General features: G+C 66.3%; 14 protein-coding genes. 7 read left to right on the top strand and 7 right to left on the bottom strand.

Translation table 11 applies throughout. The features are described 5' to 3' along the window. Positions 1-32 precede the first annotated feature (32 nt). Both B9P64_RS04190 and uvrB read right to left on the bottom strand, forming a co-directional pair. Complete coding sequence (locus B9P64_RS04190) at positions 33-518, bottom strand: low molecular weight protein-tyrosine-phosphatase (RefSeq protein ID WP_085314947.1); 486 nt, start codon at positions 516-518, stop codon at positions 33-35. A 239-nt stretch (positions 519-757) separates the two neighbouring features. Further along, positions 758-2,836, bottom strand: a complete 2,079-nt coding sequence (uvrB, locus tag B9P64_RS04185; protein ID WP_085315095.1) for an excinuclease ABC subunit UvrB — start codon at positions 2,834-2,836, stop codon at positions 758-760. Between the two features lie 236 nt (positions 2,837-3,072). Between uvrB and B9P64_RS04180 the strand changes: the two genes are divergently transcribed. Beyond that, positions 3,073-4,263, top strand: coding sequence for an amino acid aminotransferase (locus B9P64_RS04180; protein ID WP_085314946.1), 1,191 nt, complete (start codon positions 3,073-3,075; stop codon positions 4,261-4,263). A 109-nt stretch (positions 4,264-4,372) separates the two neighbouring features. Continuing rightward, positions 4,373-4,663 (top strand): hypothetical protein, encoded by a 291-nt coding sequence (locus B9P64_RS23515; protein ID WP_139826127.1) that lies wholly within the window; start codon positions 4,373-4,375, stop codon positions 4,661-4,663. Positions 4,664-4,856: 193 nt separating this feature from the next. Here the strand turns inward: B9P64_RS23515 and B9P64_RS04175 are convergent, their stop codons facing one another. The 5 genes from B9P64_RS04175 to B9P64_RS04155 form a co-directional block, all read right to left on the bottom strand. After that, on the bottom strand, positions 4,857-5,264 hold the full coding sequence (locus B9P64_RS04175) for a type II toxin-antitoxin system VapC family toxin (protein ID WP_085314945.1): 408 nt from the start codon (positions 5,262-5,264) through the stop codon (positions 4,857-4,859). Positions 5,265-5,269: 5 nt separating this feature from the next. Continuing rightward, positions 5,270-5,593: a type II toxin-antitoxin system Phd/YefM family antitoxin gene (locus tag B9P64_RS04170; RefSeq protein WP_235839886.1), complete on the bottom strand. Its 324-nt coding sequence runs from the start codon at positions 5,591-5,593 to the stop codon at positions 5,270-5,272. 60 nt (positions 5,594-5,653) lie between these two features. Then, entirely contained in the window at positions 5,654-7,828 is a 2,175-nt protein-coding gene (locus B9P64_RS04165) for a multicopper oxidase family protein (protein WP_085314943.1), read from the bottom strand. A gap of 153 nt (positions 7,829-7,981) precedes the next feature. Further along, positions 7,982-8,833, bottom strand: coding sequence for a 3-hydroxybutyryl-CoA dehydrogenase (locus B9P64_RS04160; RefSeq protein ID WP_085314942.1), 852 nt, complete (start codon positions 8,831-8,833; stop codon positions 7,982-7,984). A gap of 84 nt (positions 8,834-8,917) precedes the next feature. Beyond that, a complete protein-coding gene (locus B9P64_RS04155; protein ID WP_085314941.1) occupies positions 8,918-10,006 on the bottom strand; it encodes a substrate-binding domain-containing protein in 1,089 nt (362 codons plus the stop codon). Positions 10,007-10,169: 163 nt separating this feature from the next. Here B9P64_RS04155 and B9P64_RS04150 point away from each other — a divergent pair, with 163 nt between their 5' ends. Genes B9P64_RS04150 through B9P64_RS04130 form a run of 5 tightly spaced genes read left to right on the top strand, consistent with a single transcriptional unit; the run spans position 10,170 to position 16,187 of the window. Then, on the top strand, positions 10,170-10,640 hold the full coding sequence (locus B9P64_RS04150) for a formate dehydrogenase subunit gamma (RefSeq protein WP_085314940.1): 471 nt from the start codon (positions 10,170-10,172) through the stop codon (positions 10,638-10,640). 11 nt (positions 10,641-10,651) lie between these two features. Continuing rightward, complete coding sequence (locus B9P64_RS04145; RefSeq protein WP_235839885.1) at positions 10,652-12,238, top strand: formate dehydrogenase beta subunit; 1,587 nt, start codon at positions 10,652-10,654, stop codon at positions 12,236-12,238. Between the two features lie 15 nt (positions 12,239-12,253). After that, positions 12,254-15,124, top strand: a complete 2,871-nt coding sequence (gene fdhF, locus B9P64_RS04140) for a formate dehydrogenase subunit alpha (RefSeq protein WP_085314939.1) — start codon at positions 12,254-12,256, stop codon at positions 15,122-15,124. Beyond that, positions 15,124-15,945: a formate dehydrogenase accessory sulfurtransferase FdhD gene (fdhD, locus tag B9P64_RS04135; protein WP_085314938.1), complete on the top strand. Its 822-nt coding sequence runs from the start codon at positions 15,124-15,126 to the stop codon at positions 15,943-15,945. Before fdhF ends, fdhD begins: the two co-directional genes overlap by 1 nt. Before the next feature lie 17 nt (positions 15,946-15,962). Then, positions 15,963-16,187 (top strand): formate dehydrogenase subunit delta, encoded by a 225-nt coding sequence (locus B9P64_RS04130; protein ID WP_085314937.1) that lies wholly within the window; start codon positions 15,963-15,965, stop codon positions 16,185-16,187. The last annotated feature ends 91 nt before the right edge of the window (positions 16,188-16,278 follow it).

Below are 16,278 nucleotides of genomic sequence, written 5' to 3'. Positions count from 1 at the left end.
GCGGACCGTGTGACACGGTCAGGTAAAGCGCATCAGGCGGCGTACTGCAAAGCCCGCTTGCGCACCACATCGACCAGCCCATGACAGGCATCGGTGACATAGGCGATGACCTTTTCGAAGCCGTCGAGACCGCCGTAATAGGGATCGGGCACGGTGGCTTCTTCGTTGTCGGTGGCGAACCGCATCATCAGCATCAGCTTGTGCGCATAGGCCTTGGGCGCCATGTGCTGGAGCGCCGCGAGATTTTCCCAATCCATCGCGAGGATGAGATCGAAGTCGCGGAAGTCTTCCTTGGTGATCTGGCGGGCGCGCAGCATCGACAGGTCGACCGAATGCTTGCGCGCTGCGGCCTGGGCACGGGCATCGGGCGCTTCGCCGATGTGATAGGCGTGAGTGCCAGCCGAATCGATCCGCACGAGATGTTCAAGATTCGCGTCCTGAATCATCGAACGGAAGATGCCTTCTGCCGTGGGTGAACGACAGATATTGCCCATGCAAACGAAAAGAACCTTGGTCATGACTCGTCTTTCAGGGCTTGACTGACCCCGCGCTAACCAAAATGAGATGAGGCGCGGATTGTAGCGGTGCAACGCCCAAAGATTAAGCACTTTTTGTGAGGGTTTGTTGGACCACTTCACACCCGAAATGCCAAGCCCTTGATTTCAAAGGGATTCAAACGCCCCATTTTGGGGCGTTTGCATATCGTGAACTGAAACCCTTCTGACAAAGTTGGCGCGAGAAATGCCGGTGAAAACATTCAGGCCCGCGCACCCTGGGCTCCACTGGCACCGAACACCTGTTCTTTCAGTGCCGAAAGCTGATCGCGATAACGCGCTGCCTTTTCGAATTCGAGATTCTTCGCGTGCTCGATCATCAGTTTTTCAAGGCGTTTGATCTCCTTTGCGAGATCGCGTTCCGGAAGTTCTTCATATCGCGGCTTGTCCTTTGCCTTGCCCCGTCCGGATGAGGCCTCGCTTTCGTACACGCCGTCGATGAGTTCGCGCACTTCCTTGCGCACGCTGCGCGGCGTGATGCCGTTGGCCTCGTTGTGCGCGATCTGCTTGTTGCGCCGGCGCAGGGTCTCGTCGATGGCGCGCTTCATCGATTGCGTGACGACATCGGCGTAGAGGATGGCGGTGCCGTTGATGTTGCGGGCCGCCCGGCCGATGGTCTGCACCAGCGAGCGCTCGGCGCGCAGAAAGCCTTCCTTGTCGGCATCAAGGATGGCGACCAGCGACACCTCGGGAATGTCGAGCCCCTCGCGCAGCAGGTTGATGCCGACCAGCACGTCGAAGGTGCCGAGCCGCAGGTCGCGCAGGATTTCCACCCGCTCGACCGTGTCGATGTCGGAGTGCAGGTAGCGCACCTTCACGTCGTGCTCGCTGAGGAATTCCGTCAGCTGCTCGGCCATGCGCTTGGTGAGCGTGGTGACCAGCACCCGGTCGCCAGCGCCGACGCGCTGATGGATCTCGCCGAGCAGATCGTCGACCTGCGTCGACGCCGGCCGCACATGGATGACCGGATCGATCAGCCCGGTCGGCCGCACCACCTGCTCGACCACGTTGCCGCCGCACTTGAGCTCGTAGTCGCCCGGCGTCGCCGACACAAAGATGACCTGGCGCATCTTCTTTTCGAACTCGACGAACTTGAGCGGCCGGTTGTCGAGCGCGCTCGGCAGCCGAAACCCGTAGTCGACCAGCGTCTGCTTGCGCGCGCGGTCGCCGTTGTACATGCCGTTGAGCTGGCCGATCAGCACATGCGATTCGTCGAGGAACATCAGCGAATCGGGCGGCATGTAATCGACCAGCGTCGACGGCGGCTCACCGGGCGCGGCGCCGCTCAGATGGCGCGTGTAGTTCTCGATGCCCTTGGTGTGGCCGATCTCGGTGAGCATCTCCAGATCGAAGCGGGTGCGCTGCTCCAGCCGCTGCGCCTCGACCAGCTTGCCGTCGGCATAGAACTGCGCGAGGCGCTCCTTCAGCTCGACCTTGATCGTCTCGATGGCGCGCAGCACGGTCTCGCGCGGCGTCACGTAATGCGACGACGGATAGATGGTGAAGCGCGGAATCTTCTGCCGCACCTGGCCGGTGAGCGGGTCGAACAGTTGCAGCGACTCGACCTCGTCGTCGAACAGCTCGATGCGCACCGCAAGCTCGGCATGCTCGGCCGGGAACACGTCGATGGTGTCGCCGCGCACGCGGAAGCTGCCTCGCGCGAAGTCGGCCTCGTTGCGCGTGTACTGCATCTGGATCAGGCGCTGGATCACGTCGCGCTGCCCGATCTTGTCGTTGACGCGCAGGCTCAGCACCATCTGGTGATAGTCGCCCGGGTTGCCGATACCGTAGATCGCCGACACGGTCGCGACGATGACGACATCGCGCCGCTCCAGCAGGCTCTTGGTCGCCGACAGCCGCATCTGCTCGATGTGCTCGTTGATCGAGCTGTCCTTCTCGATGTACAGGTCGCGCGTCGGCACATAGGCCTCGGGCTGGTAGTAGTCGTAGTAGCTCACGAAGTACTCGACCGCATTGCGCGGGAAGAACTCGCGGAACTCGGCATACAGCTGCGCCGCCAGCGTCTTGTTGGGCGCAAACACGATGGCCGGTCGGCCCATGCGCGCAATCACGTTGGCCATGGTGAAAGTCTTGCCCGAGCCGGTCACGCCCAGCAGCGTCTGGTAGACCTCGCCGGCCTCCACGCCCTCCACCAGACCGGCGATGGCCGTCGGCTGATCGCCCGCCGGCGGATAGGGCTGATAAAGCCGGAAGGGCGAACCTTCGTAGGAAACGAACTTCGATTCGTCGAGGCCGCTATCGGCTTCGCTCAGCTTGCTCATCGTGTGCATCTCCGGGGCGCGGCCGGCGCGGCAAAAGCCGCCGACCTCCCTGCGCTAAACTTCGCGCCCGGCCCCACGGGGCCAGACCAATCGACCATTGTACGAATCGCCCAGCGCGATCACAGCCACTTGCAGCGGCCCGTCCTCCGGGCCGACCGCAAGACCGCGGCGCCGCCCCGGCCCGCGCGGCGCCACCGGCGCCGAACCCGCACCAGCCCCAAGGGAGAAATGAAGCCATGTCCGCATCCTTGTTCGCCGCCGTCGACCTCGCGCCGCGCGACCCGATCCTCGGTCTGAACGAAGCGTTTGCCGCCGACAAGCGCGATACCAAGGTGAACCTCGGCGTCGGCGTGTACTACGACGACGCCGGCAAGGTGCCGCTGCTGCGCGCCGTGCGCGAAGCCGAGAAGCTGCGCTTCGAGCAGGCCGCCGCCCGCGGCTACCTGCCGATCGAAGGCATCGCCGCCTATGACGCCGCCGTCGCCAAGCTGCTGTTCGGCAACGACTCGGCGCTGATCGCCGACGGCCGCGTGGTCACCGCGCAAGCCCTGGGCGGCACCGGTGCGCTCAAGATCGGTGCCGACTTCCTCAAGCGCTACTTCCCCGACAGCAAGGTGCTCATCTCGAACCCGAGCTGGGAAAACCACCGCGCGCTGTTCGAGTCGGCCGGCTTCGAAGTGGGCAGCTATGCCTACTACCAGTCGCCCACCCAGGGCGCCGACGTGGAAGGCATGCTGGCCGACCTGCGCGCCGCCGCGCCGCACACCATCCTGGTGCTGCACGCCTGCTGCCACAACCCGACCGGCGTCGACCTGTCGCCCGCCGACTGGAAGAAGGTCGTCGAGGTCGTCAAGGAGCGCGAGCTGATCGCCTTCCTCGACATCGCCTACCAGGGCTTTGGCGATGGCATCGAACCCGACGCCGAAGCGGTGCGCCTGTTCGCCGCCGCCGATGTGCCCTTCCTGGTGTCGAGCTCGTTCTCGAAGTCGTTCTCGCTCTACGGCGAACGCGTCGGCGCGCTGTCGATCATCGACGCGAGCGGCGACGAGTCGAAGCGCGTGCTGAGCCAGCTCAAGCGCGTGATCCGCACCAACTACTCCAACCCGCCGACCCACGGCGGCACCATCGTCTCGACCGTGCTCAACACGCCCGAACTGCGCGCCATGTGGGAAGACGAACTCGCGGGCATGCGCGACCGCATCAAGTCGATGCGCACCGGTCTGGCCGAGGGTCTGGGCGAGAAGTTCGCCTTCGTGACGCGCCAGCGCGGCATGTTCTCGTACACCGGCCTGAGCGCGGCGCAAGTCGAGCGGCTGAAGGAAGAGTTCGGCATCTACGCCGTCGGCACCGGCCGCATCTGCGTGGCGGCGCTGAACAACAAGAACCTGGGGTATGTGGTGGATGCGATCGGGAAGGTTGTCGCGTAAGCGCCCTGCCCGGCTGCCTCAGCCTCAATGAAAAAGCCGCCGAACCCTCACGGGTCGGCGGCTTTTTTGCATTCGCGGCCTCACGAACCATCAACAATTTGGCGTCTTCATGACCATCTGGGCCAACAGCAAAATGTCGTCTCTCTATTACTCCAATGAATCAGCTTCTGAAGATTACGCTTGCGTAGTCAAGATCGATGACAACGAAATTGTCGTCGAGTACGAAGATGACGGCACCAGGCAGTATCGCGGGAAAAATAACGGCGATGGACATTTCGAACTGCACTCGCACGAGCTTCATGGAAAAGCGTCTCTGCATATGTTCCCCGGCTCATCAATTCTTGAGGGCAGTTGGGTAGAAGGCAGTTATCGCGGAATGTGGCGCATCGAACTCGCCTAGCGCAGTTTGAAAACTCAATTGGCATGCAAGAAAAGATGCTCGCGGAGTCTGTCGCGGTTGGGCGTTTTCGCAAGTCCCAGTCATTGCGTCGGAAAATACGGCCGCAACACCTTCACTCAATAAATTTTGTTTTTAAAACAATATCTTGGAGAAATTCCAACAACCATCAAGAACAGCGCATCGCAGACACCGATCACGCGAATTCAAGCGGATTGAAAACCTCGATCCCCAGCGCCGTGAAATCCGCCACATTCCGCGTAACCACCGTCAATGCATTGCTCCTCGCAATGGCGGCAATCATCGCGTCTTCATAAAGCGTGTCCGACTTTCGGTGCACCAATTTGGCCCAATGCCGGAACGCGGCGGCATCCATCGGCAACACATTGAAGGCATTCATCACCTGATCCAGCCATGCCTCGATTTCGGCTGCCTTGGGTCCATCCTGCTCTCGTGTCAATTCAATTCCCGCCTGAATTTCACCGATGGTGACGGTGGAAATGAAGAGGCTGGCGTCATCGACCGATTTCAGCCATGCAACCACGGCGCCATGCGGCCTTGGCTTGCGCAATTCCGAAACCACGTTGGTGTCGAGCAGATACATCGGCGTCAGTCCAGCGATTCGGTCTGACGGCGCCTGATTGCGCCACGCATCGGCAGCGGCAATTCGGCGCGCGCTTCGTCGCTCAGCAGCAATTCCTTGAGCGACGGGCGCGCCGCCGATTGCAGGCGGCGCCATTCCTTGACCGAAATGAGCACCGCCGCCTCGGAACCGCGCTTCGTCACCATCTGCGGCCCGTCGGACAGACAGGCGTCGAGGAATTCACTGAAGCGGGCTTTCGCGTCCTGCACAGGCCATGTCTGCATGTCGGGCTCCTTCAAACCAGTTGGCTGACCAGTTTCGAGACGCTCCGGGCGAGCGTCAACCGCCATGCAAGCCCGCCGGTCGAGCGGCAAGCGACGGGCGCATCGCCCGCCACTCGCGGCGCGACTTCACTGCACGACCGCCGCCCCGCTCAGCAGCGCCGACTTCTCTCCCTTGCGTACCGCGCGGCACTGCGCCGGATCGAGCAAGCGCCCATTCCGATCGCGCAGCGCATTCCACAGTCCGCCCGAGTTCTCCAGCCGCTCGACAACCTCGCCGCGCAGGCTGTTGGCCGCGAACCAGTGGCCGCGCGTGAACGCGACCTTGCCGCTGCGATAGCCAGTCCCCGCCGAATCGACACGCCGGCCAGCCTCGGCGAGCGCGATGGCGGCACGCAGCTTGGCGCCCGCCACGACCACCGGCGAACCCACCCGCACGATGGCCATCATCCCGTTGTCCTCATGTTCGAGGATGTGGCAGTGGTAGACGAAGTTGCCGCGGATGTCGGCCTCGTTGAAGTACATGCGCAGCGTCACCGCCGGATAGGGGCCGCTGCCGCTCCAGGCCGGCAGGTCGACGGTGTCGCGCAGCGCCATGCGGTCCAGCTCCTGCGTGAGGCTGTCGGCGGCGGGCTGGCGCCCGAGCACGCGGAAATGGATCTGGTGGATGTGGAACACATGCGCCTCGGTCGCGCGGTTCTCGATGCGCCATTGCTGCACCGCGCCGGGCGGCACCACGATGGACGGACCGTCGCGCATGCCGAAGGCCTTTTCCGGGCCCGGATCGGGATCGGTGCTGGCGTCCTCGGTGATGTAGAACTCGCCCGCCTCGTCGTCCTGCGAGAAGTAGAGCGTGTGATGGTTCTTCGCCGCCGGCAGCAGCGAGGCGCTGTCGACAAAGCGGGTGCGGCTCTGGCCGAGCGTGGTGCCAAAGGTGAGCCCGGAGGTGAGCAGGCTCAGCAGGCTCGGCGCCTGCACCTTGGCCAGGGTGCGCTGCGGATTGGAGTCGGCGGCGGTCTCGTAGGCCAGGCTCACGACCTCGGCGGTCTGGCCGATCAGCGGCGCGTCGATCACGAATTCGGCGCGGCTGCCCGGCGGCAGCAGCAGCTCGTTGCGCGGCAGCAGCCGGTTGGCCGATTCGCCCAGGCCCAGCAGCACGCCGAGCGGATTGAGCGGATCGAACAGAAAGCCGCCGCCCGCGCCGGTCAGCGGCACGCCATCCATCGACGCAAGCCAGAAGGTCTTGGGCGCGCCCGAATAGCGCACCTGCAGCCGCACATAGCTGTCGGCCGAGGCATTGGCCACGCGCCAGAACTCGCGCCGGCCTTCCATGCGGATGACGCCCGGCGCGGCATAGCCGGCCACGCCCGCCGCCGTCGGCTGGAAGCGCGGCGACACCCAGTTGACCGACAGGTCCTTCCACGGCGGCACGACCGCCGGATGCACCGACTTGCCGCCGTCCTGCGTGACGAGCAGCGTGCCGCCGGCGAGCAGCTTGTCGAGCTCGGCGTCGGTCGCGGGCTGGTTGAGCGCGTCGAAGATCGAGCGCTGGGCGCGCGGCAGGGCGCGGTCGGCCAGCACGTCGGGGCGCTCCAGATAGGTCACGCCGGCCGGTGCGGGCGCGCGGTCCTGGTCGCGCAGGATGAGCACGCGCTCGCGCAGATTGCGCACCACGTTGGGCAGCTGCGCCGGGTTGTCGACGATGACCGCGCCGGTCATGCCGCCCAGCATCTGGTCCTGCGCCAGCGTGTGGATGTGCGGGTGGTACCAGTCCATGCCCGGCGGGCTGTTGACCGGAAAGCGCATGTCGTACTTCCAGCTGCCGCCGGGCTGCACGACGGTGGTGATGACCTCGTCCGAGCCGCAGCCGGGCATGGCGCTGGTGCCGTGCATGTGCAGGTTGAAGGCAAAGCTGCGCATCACCGCCTCGGGCGTGCAGGGCGTGCCAAGCGCGGGATTCCAGGCATGGGCCGCCGTGATCGGCGTGGACGGCATGTGGTTCTCGGCCGTGAAGCCGATGCGCTCGCCCGGCTTGAGCCGGATGACCGGCGCCTCGCGCGTGCGCCCGAGCACGTCGGTGTGCAGCAGGCAGTAGCGGCCGGTGATGTTGCCGCCCGCCGGATCGCCGTCGAACCAGGCGGCGAGCTTGCCGCCGACCACGCCGTTGCTGGCGTAAATCATGGGCGGATCGGAAATGACGCTGCCAGGCGCGGGCTTGGCCGGGCATTGCCCGGCGCTGGCTAGCGAGGCGGTGACTGCCAGCCCGAGGCCGGCGAGCCACCGCAAGGCGGTCTCTTGCTTCATTTTTTCCCTGATGTTTGCGGATTGTTACTGACAGCAATCCGCGAACGATCAGGAAAAATCCCGGCAAAGACTAGATGGATTTCCTAGAAAAGACAGTCATCCGGACCGACGGCCACTTGCAATGCACGAGCGGCCGCCGGTTTCAGCCAGCCATCAGGCGTAGCTGTAAAAGCCCTTGCCGGTCTTGCGGCCCAGATAGCCGGCCGCGACCATTTCCTTGAGCAGCGGCGCCGGCCGGTACTTCGGGTCGTTCAGGCCGGTGTAGAAAACTTCCATGATCGCCAGCAGCGTGTCGAGGCCGATCAGGTCGGCCAGCGCCAGCGGGCCGATGGGATGGGCAGCACCGAGCTTGAGGCCGGCGTCGATCTCCTCGGCCGATGCCAGACCCTCGCCGAGCACGAAGATGGCTTCGTTGATCATCGGGCAGAGGATGCGGTTGACGACGAAGCCGGGATGGTTCTTCACCGCGATCGGCGTCTTGCCGACCGCCTTGGCATAGGCCTCGGCGATGGCGAAGCTGGCATCCGAGGTTTGCAGGCCGCGAATCAGCTCGACCAGCGCCAGCACCGGCACCGGATTGAAGAAATGCACGCCGATGAAGCGCTCGGGCTTGGCCAGCGTGGCGGCCAGCTTGGTGATGGAAATCGACGAGGTGTTGGTGGCGATGATGGTGTCGGCGCCGACCGCGTCCTCGATGAGCTTGAGGATCTTGGTCTTCAGGCCCTCGTTCTCGGTCGCGGCCTCGATCACCAGATCGACGCCGGCCAGGTCGGCATAGGCGGTCGTGCCCTTGATGCGCGCGACCGCGGCGGCGGCGGCCTCGGCGCTGAGCTTTTCCTTCTTGACGAGCTTGTCGAGGCTGCCCGACAGGGTCTTGATGCCGCGCGCGATGGCGTCGTCGGAAATGTCGACGAGCACCACGTCGATGCCGGCCAGCGCGCTGACCTGCGCGATGCCGTTGCCCATGGTGCCGGCGCCAATCACGCCCACTTTGCTGATCGTCATATGTGTCCTCCGGTTGAGAAATCGGTCGTCATTGTGCATTGCATCCACACGCACCCGTATTGATGCGCGACGCGGTCTGCGCCATCAGCGCAACTTGCGCGCCGACGCGGCGCCGAAGGCTTCGGCGGCGCTCAGCACCCGGCCCGCATCCTCGGCGTCGTAGCCGGCGAGCGCGTCGGTCATGGTGCGAAAGGCCGGGCCGCGCAGCACGTCGAGCGTCTTTGCGACGGCGGGCATTTCCAGCGTGGCGGCGTCGCAGAGCAGAAAGTAGCGCTCGTTCTGCAACGGGATGAAGTCGAGCCCGAAGCGCCGCGCCGGCGTCTCGACTCCGAAGGCTGCGTCGGCCATGCCGCTGGCCACGTAGGCGGCGACCGCCGCATGGGTGAATTCGCTCTGCCGGTAGCCGTCGATGCGGCGCGCCGCGACGCCGGCCTGCTTGAGCAGCAGATCGAGCAGCAGCCGCGTGCCCGAGCCCGGCTGGCGGTTGATGAAGCGCAGCCCCGGCCGCGCCAGATCGGCCAGCTCGTAGACCTTGCGCGGATTGCCCGGCGCGACCATCAGCCCCTGCCGCCGCGTGGCCACATGCACAAGCCGCTGGCGCTCGCCGCCGAGCGCCGCGCCGTAATGGCGCCGCGCCGCCGCCTCGTGCTCGCCGATGGGCAGATGCATGCCGGCCAGCTCGCAATGGCCGGCGCGCAGGCCGCTCAGCGCCTCCTCGGCCGGCGTGTATTTCAGCTCGACATCCACGCCGCCGGCCGTCAGCTGCTCATGCAGGACTTCCATGGCGAAACCGTGGCTGGCGTGAATGCGCAGCCCGGTGGCGGGCGAGGAAAGCGCGCGCCGCAGCTCGACTTCGATCTCGGAACCGAGCGCATCGAGCGCCGGCGACAGGCGTGCATCGATGCGCCGGTCGGCCCACACCAGACGCTCGCCGAGCGGCGTGAGCGTGGAGCCCTTGCCGCGTTCCATCAGCAGCAGCGGCGTGCCGAAACCGGCCTCGGCCTCACGCAAAAGCCCCCAGGCGTGACGGTAGGACAGCGCCAGCGCCTCGCAGGCGGCGAGCAGGCTGCCGCGCTCATGCACCGCCGCCAGCAGCTCGATGAGGCGGGCCGGCAGCTCGGTGCCATCGGGCCGGCGGATGGTCCAGCGCGGGCGGATCAGGACTTTGTACATGCGCCAATCATATGTTTTTCAAAGCCTATAAATCAGCTCGCTTGCGCTTATTGCGGCCCTGCTGAGCGCCTACTACATTCGGGTCGGGAGACACCGGCCAATATGAAGCCGGCAACACATGACGCTCCGCAGCAATTGCGCGAGCGCCCGGGAGCCACAAGCCATGAAGCTCGACCTCGACGCCCTGCGCGCCCTCATCGCGACGCACCGCGACACCCCCGGCGGACTGATGCCCGCCCTGCATGCAGTGCAGGCCGCCATCGGCCATGTACCGCCGGAAGTGGTGCCGCTGCTGGCCGACACCTTCAACCTGTCGCGCGCCGAAGTGCATGGCGTCGTGACCTTCTATCACCACTTCCGCAGCGTGCCGCCGGGGTTGCACCAGATCGAGGTCTGCCGCGCCGAGTCCTGCCAGGCGATGGGCTCGGACGCGCTCGCCGCGCATGTCGAGCACAAGCTCGGTTGCGCCGAGCATCACAAGTCGGCCGACGGACGCTGGTCGAACGACGCCGTCTACTGCCTCGGCCTGTGCGCGATGTCGCCGGCCATCGCCATCGACGGCCAGCCGCATGCGCGCATCACGCCGGCCAAGTTCGACCGCCTGATCGCCGCGCTCGACGGCGACGCCCACTGACCGGAGCCGCCATGAGCATTCACCACCACGATCCCCTGGCCGCGCCGGTCGTCTATGTGCCGCGCGATTCCGCCGCGCTGGCCGTCGGCGCCGATGCGGTCGCCGCCGCCATCACCGCCGAGGCGCACAAGCGCGGGCTCGAAGTGCGCATCGTGCGCAACAGCTCGCGCGGCCTGTTCTGGCTCGAAACCCTGGTCGAAGTGCTGACCGCCAACGGCCGCGTCGCCTACGGCCCGGTCGAGGTCGACGATGTGCCGTCGCTGTTCGACGCCGGCTTCCTGCAAGGCGGCGCGCATACGCTCGGCCACGGCATCACCGAACAGATCCCCTACCTCGCCAAGCAGGAACGCCTGACCTTCGCGCGCATGGGCATCACCGATCCGTTGTCGATCGCCGATTACGAAGCGCACGGCGGCCTCGAAGGCCTGCGCCGCGCGGTCGCCATGAGCAGCGCCGACATCGTCAAGGAAGTGACCGACTCGGGCCTGCGCGGCCGGGGCGGCGCCGCCTTTCCGGCCGGCATCAAGTGGAAGACCGTGCTCGCCGCGCAGGCCGAGCAGAAGTACGTCGTCTGCAATGCCGACGAAGGCGATTCCGGCACCTTCAGCGACCGCATGACGATGGAGGGCGACCCCTTCATGCTCATCGAGGGCATGACCATCGCGGCGCTGGCGGTGGGCGCGACGCGCGGCTACATCTACATCCGCTCCGAATATCCGCATGCCGTGGCGACCATGACCGAAGCCATCGCGCGCGCCGAAAGCGCCGGCTGGCTCGGCGAGAACGTCGCCGGCTCGGGCCGCGCCTTCAAGCTCGAAGTGCGCAAGGCCGCCGGCGCCTATGTGTGCGGCGAAGAGACCGCGATGCTCGAAAGCATCGAAGGCAAGCGCGGCATCGTGCGCGCCAAGCCGCCGATTCCGGCGCTGGTCGGGCTGTTCGGCCAGCCGACGGTCATCAACAACGTCATCAGCCTGGCGTCGGTGCCCATCGTCATGGCCAAGGGCGCGCAGTTCTACCGCGACTACGGCGTGGGCCGCTCGCACGGCACGCTGCCGTTCCAGCTGGCCGGCAACATCAAGCACGGCGGACTGATCGAGAAGGCTTTCGGCATCACGCTGCGCGAGCTGCTGTTCGACTTTGGCGGCGGCAGCGCGAGTGGCCGGCCGATCAAGGCGGTGCAGGTCGGCGGCCCGCTCGGCGCCTACCTGCCCGAATCGCAATGGGACATCCCGCTCGACTACGAGGCCTATTCGGCCGTGGGCGCGGTGGTCGGTCATGGCGGCATCGTGGCCCACGACGACCGCGCCGACATGAGCAAGCTCGCGCGCTACGCGATGGAGTTCTGCGTCACCGAAAGCTGCGGCAAGTGCACGCCCTGCCGCATCGGCTCGACGCGCGGCGTCGAAGTCATCGACCGCGTGAAGGCGGCCGACACGCCCGAAGCCCATGCCAGCCAAACCGAACTGCTGCGCGACCTCTGCGACACGATGCTGTCCGGCTCGCTCTGCGCAATGGGCGGCATGACCCCCTATCCGGTGCTGTCGGCACTCAACCACTTCCCGGCCGATTTCGAGGCCACGGCGAAGCAGCCGGCCTGACCCAGGAGACCGAACATGAGCACCCAGTTCCGCGAAATCGAACTCGATTACGGCACGCCGAAACGCGAATCCGAACGCACGGTCACGCTGGAGATCGACGGCGTCAGCATCAGCGTGCCCGAGGGCACGTCCGTCATGCGCGCCGCTGCCGAGGCCGGCATCGTCATCCCCAAGCTCTGCGCCACCGACTCGCTCGAAGCCTTCGGCTCGTGCCGGCTGTGTCTGGTCGAGATCGACGGCCGGCGCGGCACGCCCGCGTCATGCACCACGCCGGCCGAAGCCGGCATGAAGGTGTTCACCCAGACCGACCGGCTCGCCAAGATCCGCCGCGGCGTGATGGAGCTGTACATCTCCGATCACCCGCTCGACTGCCTGACCTGCCCCACCAACGGCGACTGCGAATTGCAGGACATGGCCGGCGCCGTGGGCCTGCGCAACGTGCGCTACGGCTACGAGGGCAACAACCATCTCGCGCTGAAGAAGGACGAGTCGAACCCGTACTTCACCTATGACGCGTCGAAATGCATCGTCTGCAACCGCTGCGTGCGCGCCTGCGAAGAGACGCAAGGCACCTTCGCGCTCACGATCAGCGGACGCGGCTTCGAGTCGCGCGTGTCGCCGGGCCAGGACCAGCCGTTCATGGAATCGGAATGCGTGTCCTGCGGCGCCTGCGTGAATGCCTGCCCGACCGCCACGCTCGAGGAAAAGACCGTCATCAAGCTCGGCCAGCCCGAGCACAGCGCGATCACCACCTGCGCCTATTGCGGCGTCGGCTGCGGCTTCAAGGCAGAGATGAAGGGCAACACGGTCGTGCGCATGACGCCGTGGAAGGACGGCCAGGCCAACGAGGGCCACAGCTGCATCAAGGGCCGCTTTGCCTGGGGTTATGCGACGCACAAGGACCGCATCACCACGCCGATGATCCGCAAGAACATCACCGACCCGTGGCAGGTGGTGAGCTGGGACGAGGCCTTTGCCTATGCGGCCGGCGAATTCCGCCGCATCCAGGCCAAGTACGGCAAGGAAAGCATCGGCGGCATCACCTCCAGTCGCTGCACCAACGAAGAGACCTATCTCGTGCAGAAGCTGGTGCGCGCGGCCTTCGGCAACAACAACGTCGATACCTGCGCCCGCGTGTGCCATTCGCCGACCGGCTACGGCCTGGGCCAGACGCTGGGCACCTCGGCCGGCACCCAGACTTTCAAGTCGATCGAGCACAGCGACGTGATCCTGGTCATCGGCGCCAACCCGACCGACGGCCATCCCGTGTTCGGCTCGCGCATGAAGAAGCGGCTGCGCGAAGGCGCGCGGCTGATCGTCATCGATCCGCGCAAGACCGACATCGTGAAGTCGCCGCATGTGCAGGCCGACTTCCATCTGCAACTCAAGCCCGGCACCAACGTGGCCGTGCTCACGGCGCTGGCGCATGTGATCGTCACCGAAGGGCTGCTGGCCGAGCAGTTCATCGCCGAGCGCTGCGACACCAAGGCCTTCAACGAATGGCGCGAATTCGTCGCGCGGCCCGAAAACTCGCCCGAGGCGACGGCGGCGGCCAGCGGTGTGCCGGCCGAGCTGGTGCGCGGTGCGGCGCGGCTCTATGCCACCGGCGGCAACGCGGCGATCTACTACGGCCTCGGCGTGACCGAGCACAGCCAGGGCAGCACGGCGGTGATGGGCATCGCCAACCTCGCGATGGCGACCGGCAATGTCGGCCGCGAAGGCGTGGGCGTGAATCCGCTGCGCGGCCAGAACAATGTGCAGGGCTCCTGCGACATGGGCTCGTTCCCGCATGAGCTGCCGGGCTATCGCCACATCAGCGACAGCACCACGCGCGCGCTGTTTGAAGATGCATGGGGCGTGCAGCTTCACCCGGAACCGGGCCTGCGCATTCCCAACATGTTCGAGGCGGCCATCGGCGGCAGCTTCAAGGCGCTGTACTGCGAGGGCGAGGACATCGTCCAGAGCGACCCGAACACCCAGCATGTGGCCGAAGCCATGATGAACATGGAGTGCATCGTGGTGCAGGACCTGTTCCTCAACGAGACGGCCAAGTACGCGCATGTGTTTTTGCCGGGCTCGTCCTTCCTGGAGAAGGACGGCACCTTCACCAATGCCGAGCGCCGCATCTCGCGCGTGCGCAAGGTGATGCCGGCCAAGGCCGGGCTGTCGGACTGGGAAGTGACCTGCAAGCTGTCCGAGGCGCTCGGCTATCCGATGCCCTACAACAGTCCCGAAGAAATCATGGCCGAGATCGCGCGGCTGACGCCGAGCTTCAGCGGCGTCAGCTACGCCAAGCTCGACCGGCTCGGCAGCGTGCAATGGCCCTGCAACGACAGCGCGCCCGAAGGCACGCCGATCATGCATGTGGGCGGCTTCGTGCGCGGCAAGGGCAAGTTCATCATCACCCAGTACATCGGCACCGACGAGAAGGTGACGCGGCGCTTCCCGCTGCTGCTGACGACCGGCCGCATCCTGAGCCAGTACAACGTGGGCGCGCAGACGCGGCGCACCGACAACAACCAGTGGCACGGCGAGGACCGGCTCGAAATCCATCCGCACGATGCCGAGGAACGCGGCGTGAAGGATGGCGACTGGGTCGGCATCCAGAGCCGCGCCGGCGAGACGGTGCTGCGCGCGGTGGTCAGCGAGCGGATGCAGCCGGGCGTGGTCTACACGACCTTCCACTTTCCGGAGTCGGGCGCCAATGTCATCACCACCGACAACTCGGACTGGGCGACCAACTGCCCCGAGTACAAGGTGACGGCGGTGCAGGTGACGCCGGTCACGCAGCCGTCCGAATGGCAGCAGGGCTATACGCGCTTCAACAAGTTGCAGGAGCAGCTGTTGCGCGAGCGCGCGCCGGCGGAAGCGGTCACGGCGAAGTGATGCCCACGACCGCGACCGACAGCGAGCTGGCGCCGCTGCGCGCCATCGCGCTGACCGGCTGGCGCGGCGACGAAGCCTTTTCGGCCGACGATGCCGTGGTCGAGGAAGTGCCGGTGGCGCTGGAGTTCAACGGCATCTCGCATGCGGTGATGCTGGCGTCGCCGGCCGACCTGGAGGACTTTGCGCTCGGCTTTGCGCTCACCGAGGGCATCGTCGGCGCGGTCAGTCAGGTGCGCGGCATCGAGTTTGAACGCCGGCCCGACGGCATCGCGGTCAAGCTCGAGATCGCGTCGGACCGGTTTGCCGGGCTGAAGGAGCGGCGGCGCAATCTCACCGGGCGCACCGGCTGCGGTCTCTGCGGCACCGAAAGCCTGGCGCAGGCGGTGCGCCATCTGCCGCCGGTCATGTCGACGGCGAGCGTGCCGCGCGCGGCGGTGGCAGCGGCGCTTGCCGCCCTGCCCGCGCTCCAGCCCTTGCAGCACGCGACCGGCGGATCGCATGCGGCGGCCTGGTGCGACATGGCCGGGCGGGTGCTGCTGGTGCGCGAGGACGTGGGCCGGCACAACGCGCTCGACAAGCTCGCGGGCGCGCTGGCGTCGGCCGGCTTCGATGCCGATGCGGGCTTCGTGCTGGTCACCAGCCGCGCCAGCCTGGAGATGGTGCAGAAGGCGCAGGCCATGAACATCGGCATCGTCGTGGCGGTATCGGCGCCGACCGCGCTGGCCATCGACGTTGCCACGCGCGCCGGCATCTGCCTGGCGGGCTTTGCGCGCGGGCGCAATCTCAATATCTACAGCGGCGCCGGGCGCATCACGGCCTGAGCGCGACGGGGACTCGAATGGACAACAGCAAACTCATCCGCATGGCCAACCAGATCGGCGCCTTCTTTGCCGCCATGCCCGACCGCGCCGAGGCGCTCGAAGGCATTGCGCTGCACATCCACCGCTTCTGGGAGCCGCGCATGCGCCGCGAGCTGATGGCGCACATCGATGCGACCAACGGCGACGGGCTCGACGACATCGTGGCGACGGCGCTGCGCGCGCATCGGGCCGAGCTGGTCTGAGGCTCGACCGGCAGCGCACGGCTGCCGGCCGGCGCACCGACGGGCAGGCGCGCCACAGGCCGGCGTTGCGCCCGGCGCCGATGCGCCAGAA

Source organism: Derxia lacustris (assembly GCF_002105195.1).
Classification (GTDB): domain Bacteria; phylum Pseudomonadota; class Gammaproteobacteria; order Burkholderiales; family Burkholderiaceae_E; genus Derxia; species Derxia lacustris.
Note: the sequence above shows the minus strand (reverse complement) of the source record. Positions and strands in the feature narration are given on the sequence as shown.

Coding starts and splice junctions, on each gene's coding strand:
- B9P64_RS04190 (WP_085314947.1), bottom strand. CDS start 518: ATGACCAAGGTTCTTTTCGTTTGCATGGGCAATATCTGTCGTTCACCC.
- uvrB (WP_085315095.1), bottom strand. CDS start 2,836: ATGAGCAAGCTGAGCGAAGCCGATAGCGGCCTCGACGAATCGAAGTTC.
- B9P64_RS04180 (WP_085314946.1), top strand. CDS start 3,073: ATGTCCGCATCCTTGTTCGCCGCCGTCGACCTCGCGCCGCGCGACCCG.
- B9P64_RS23515 (WP_139826127.1), top strand. CDS start 4,373: ATGACCATCTGGGCCAACAGCAAAATGTCGTCTCTCTATTACTCCAAT.
- B9P64_RS04175 (WP_085314945.1), bottom strand. CDS start 5,264: ATGTATCTGCTCGACACCAACGTGGTTTCGGAATTGCGCAAGCCAAGG.
- B9P64_RS04170 (WP_235839886.1), bottom strand. CDS start 5,593: ATGGCGGTTGACGCTCGCCCGGAGCGTCTCGAAACTGGTCAGCCAACT.
- B9P64_RS04165 (WP_085314943.1), bottom strand. CDS start 7,828: ATGAAGCAAGAGACCGCCTTGCGGTGGCTCGCCGGCCTCGGGCTGGCA.
- B9P64_RS04160 (WP_085314942.1), bottom strand. CDS start 8,833: ATGACGATCAGCAAAGTGGGCGTGATTGGCGCCGGCACCATGGGCAAC.
- B9P64_RS04155 (WP_085314941.1), bottom strand. CDS start 10,006: ATGTACAAAGTCCTGATCCGCCCGCGCTGGACCATCCGCCGGCCCGAT.
- B9P64_RS04150 (WP_085314940.1), top strand. CDS start 10,170: ATGAAGCTCGACCTCGACGCCCTGCGCGCCCTCATCGCGACGCACCGC.
- B9P64_RS04145 (WP_235839885.1), top strand. CDS start 10,652: ATGAGCATTCACCACCACGATCCCCTGGCCGCGCCGGTCGTCTATGTG.
- fdhF (WP_085314939.1), top strand. CDS start 12,254: ATGAGCACCCAGTTCCGCGAAATCGAACTCGATTACGGCACGCCGAAA.
- fdhD (WP_085314938.1), top strand. CDS start 15,124: ATGCCCACGACCGCGACCGACAGCGAGCTGGCGCCGCTGCGCGCCATC.
- B9P64_RS04130 (WP_085314937.1), top strand. CDS start 15,963: ATGGACAACAGCAAACTCATCCGCATGGCCAACCAGATCGGCGCCTTC.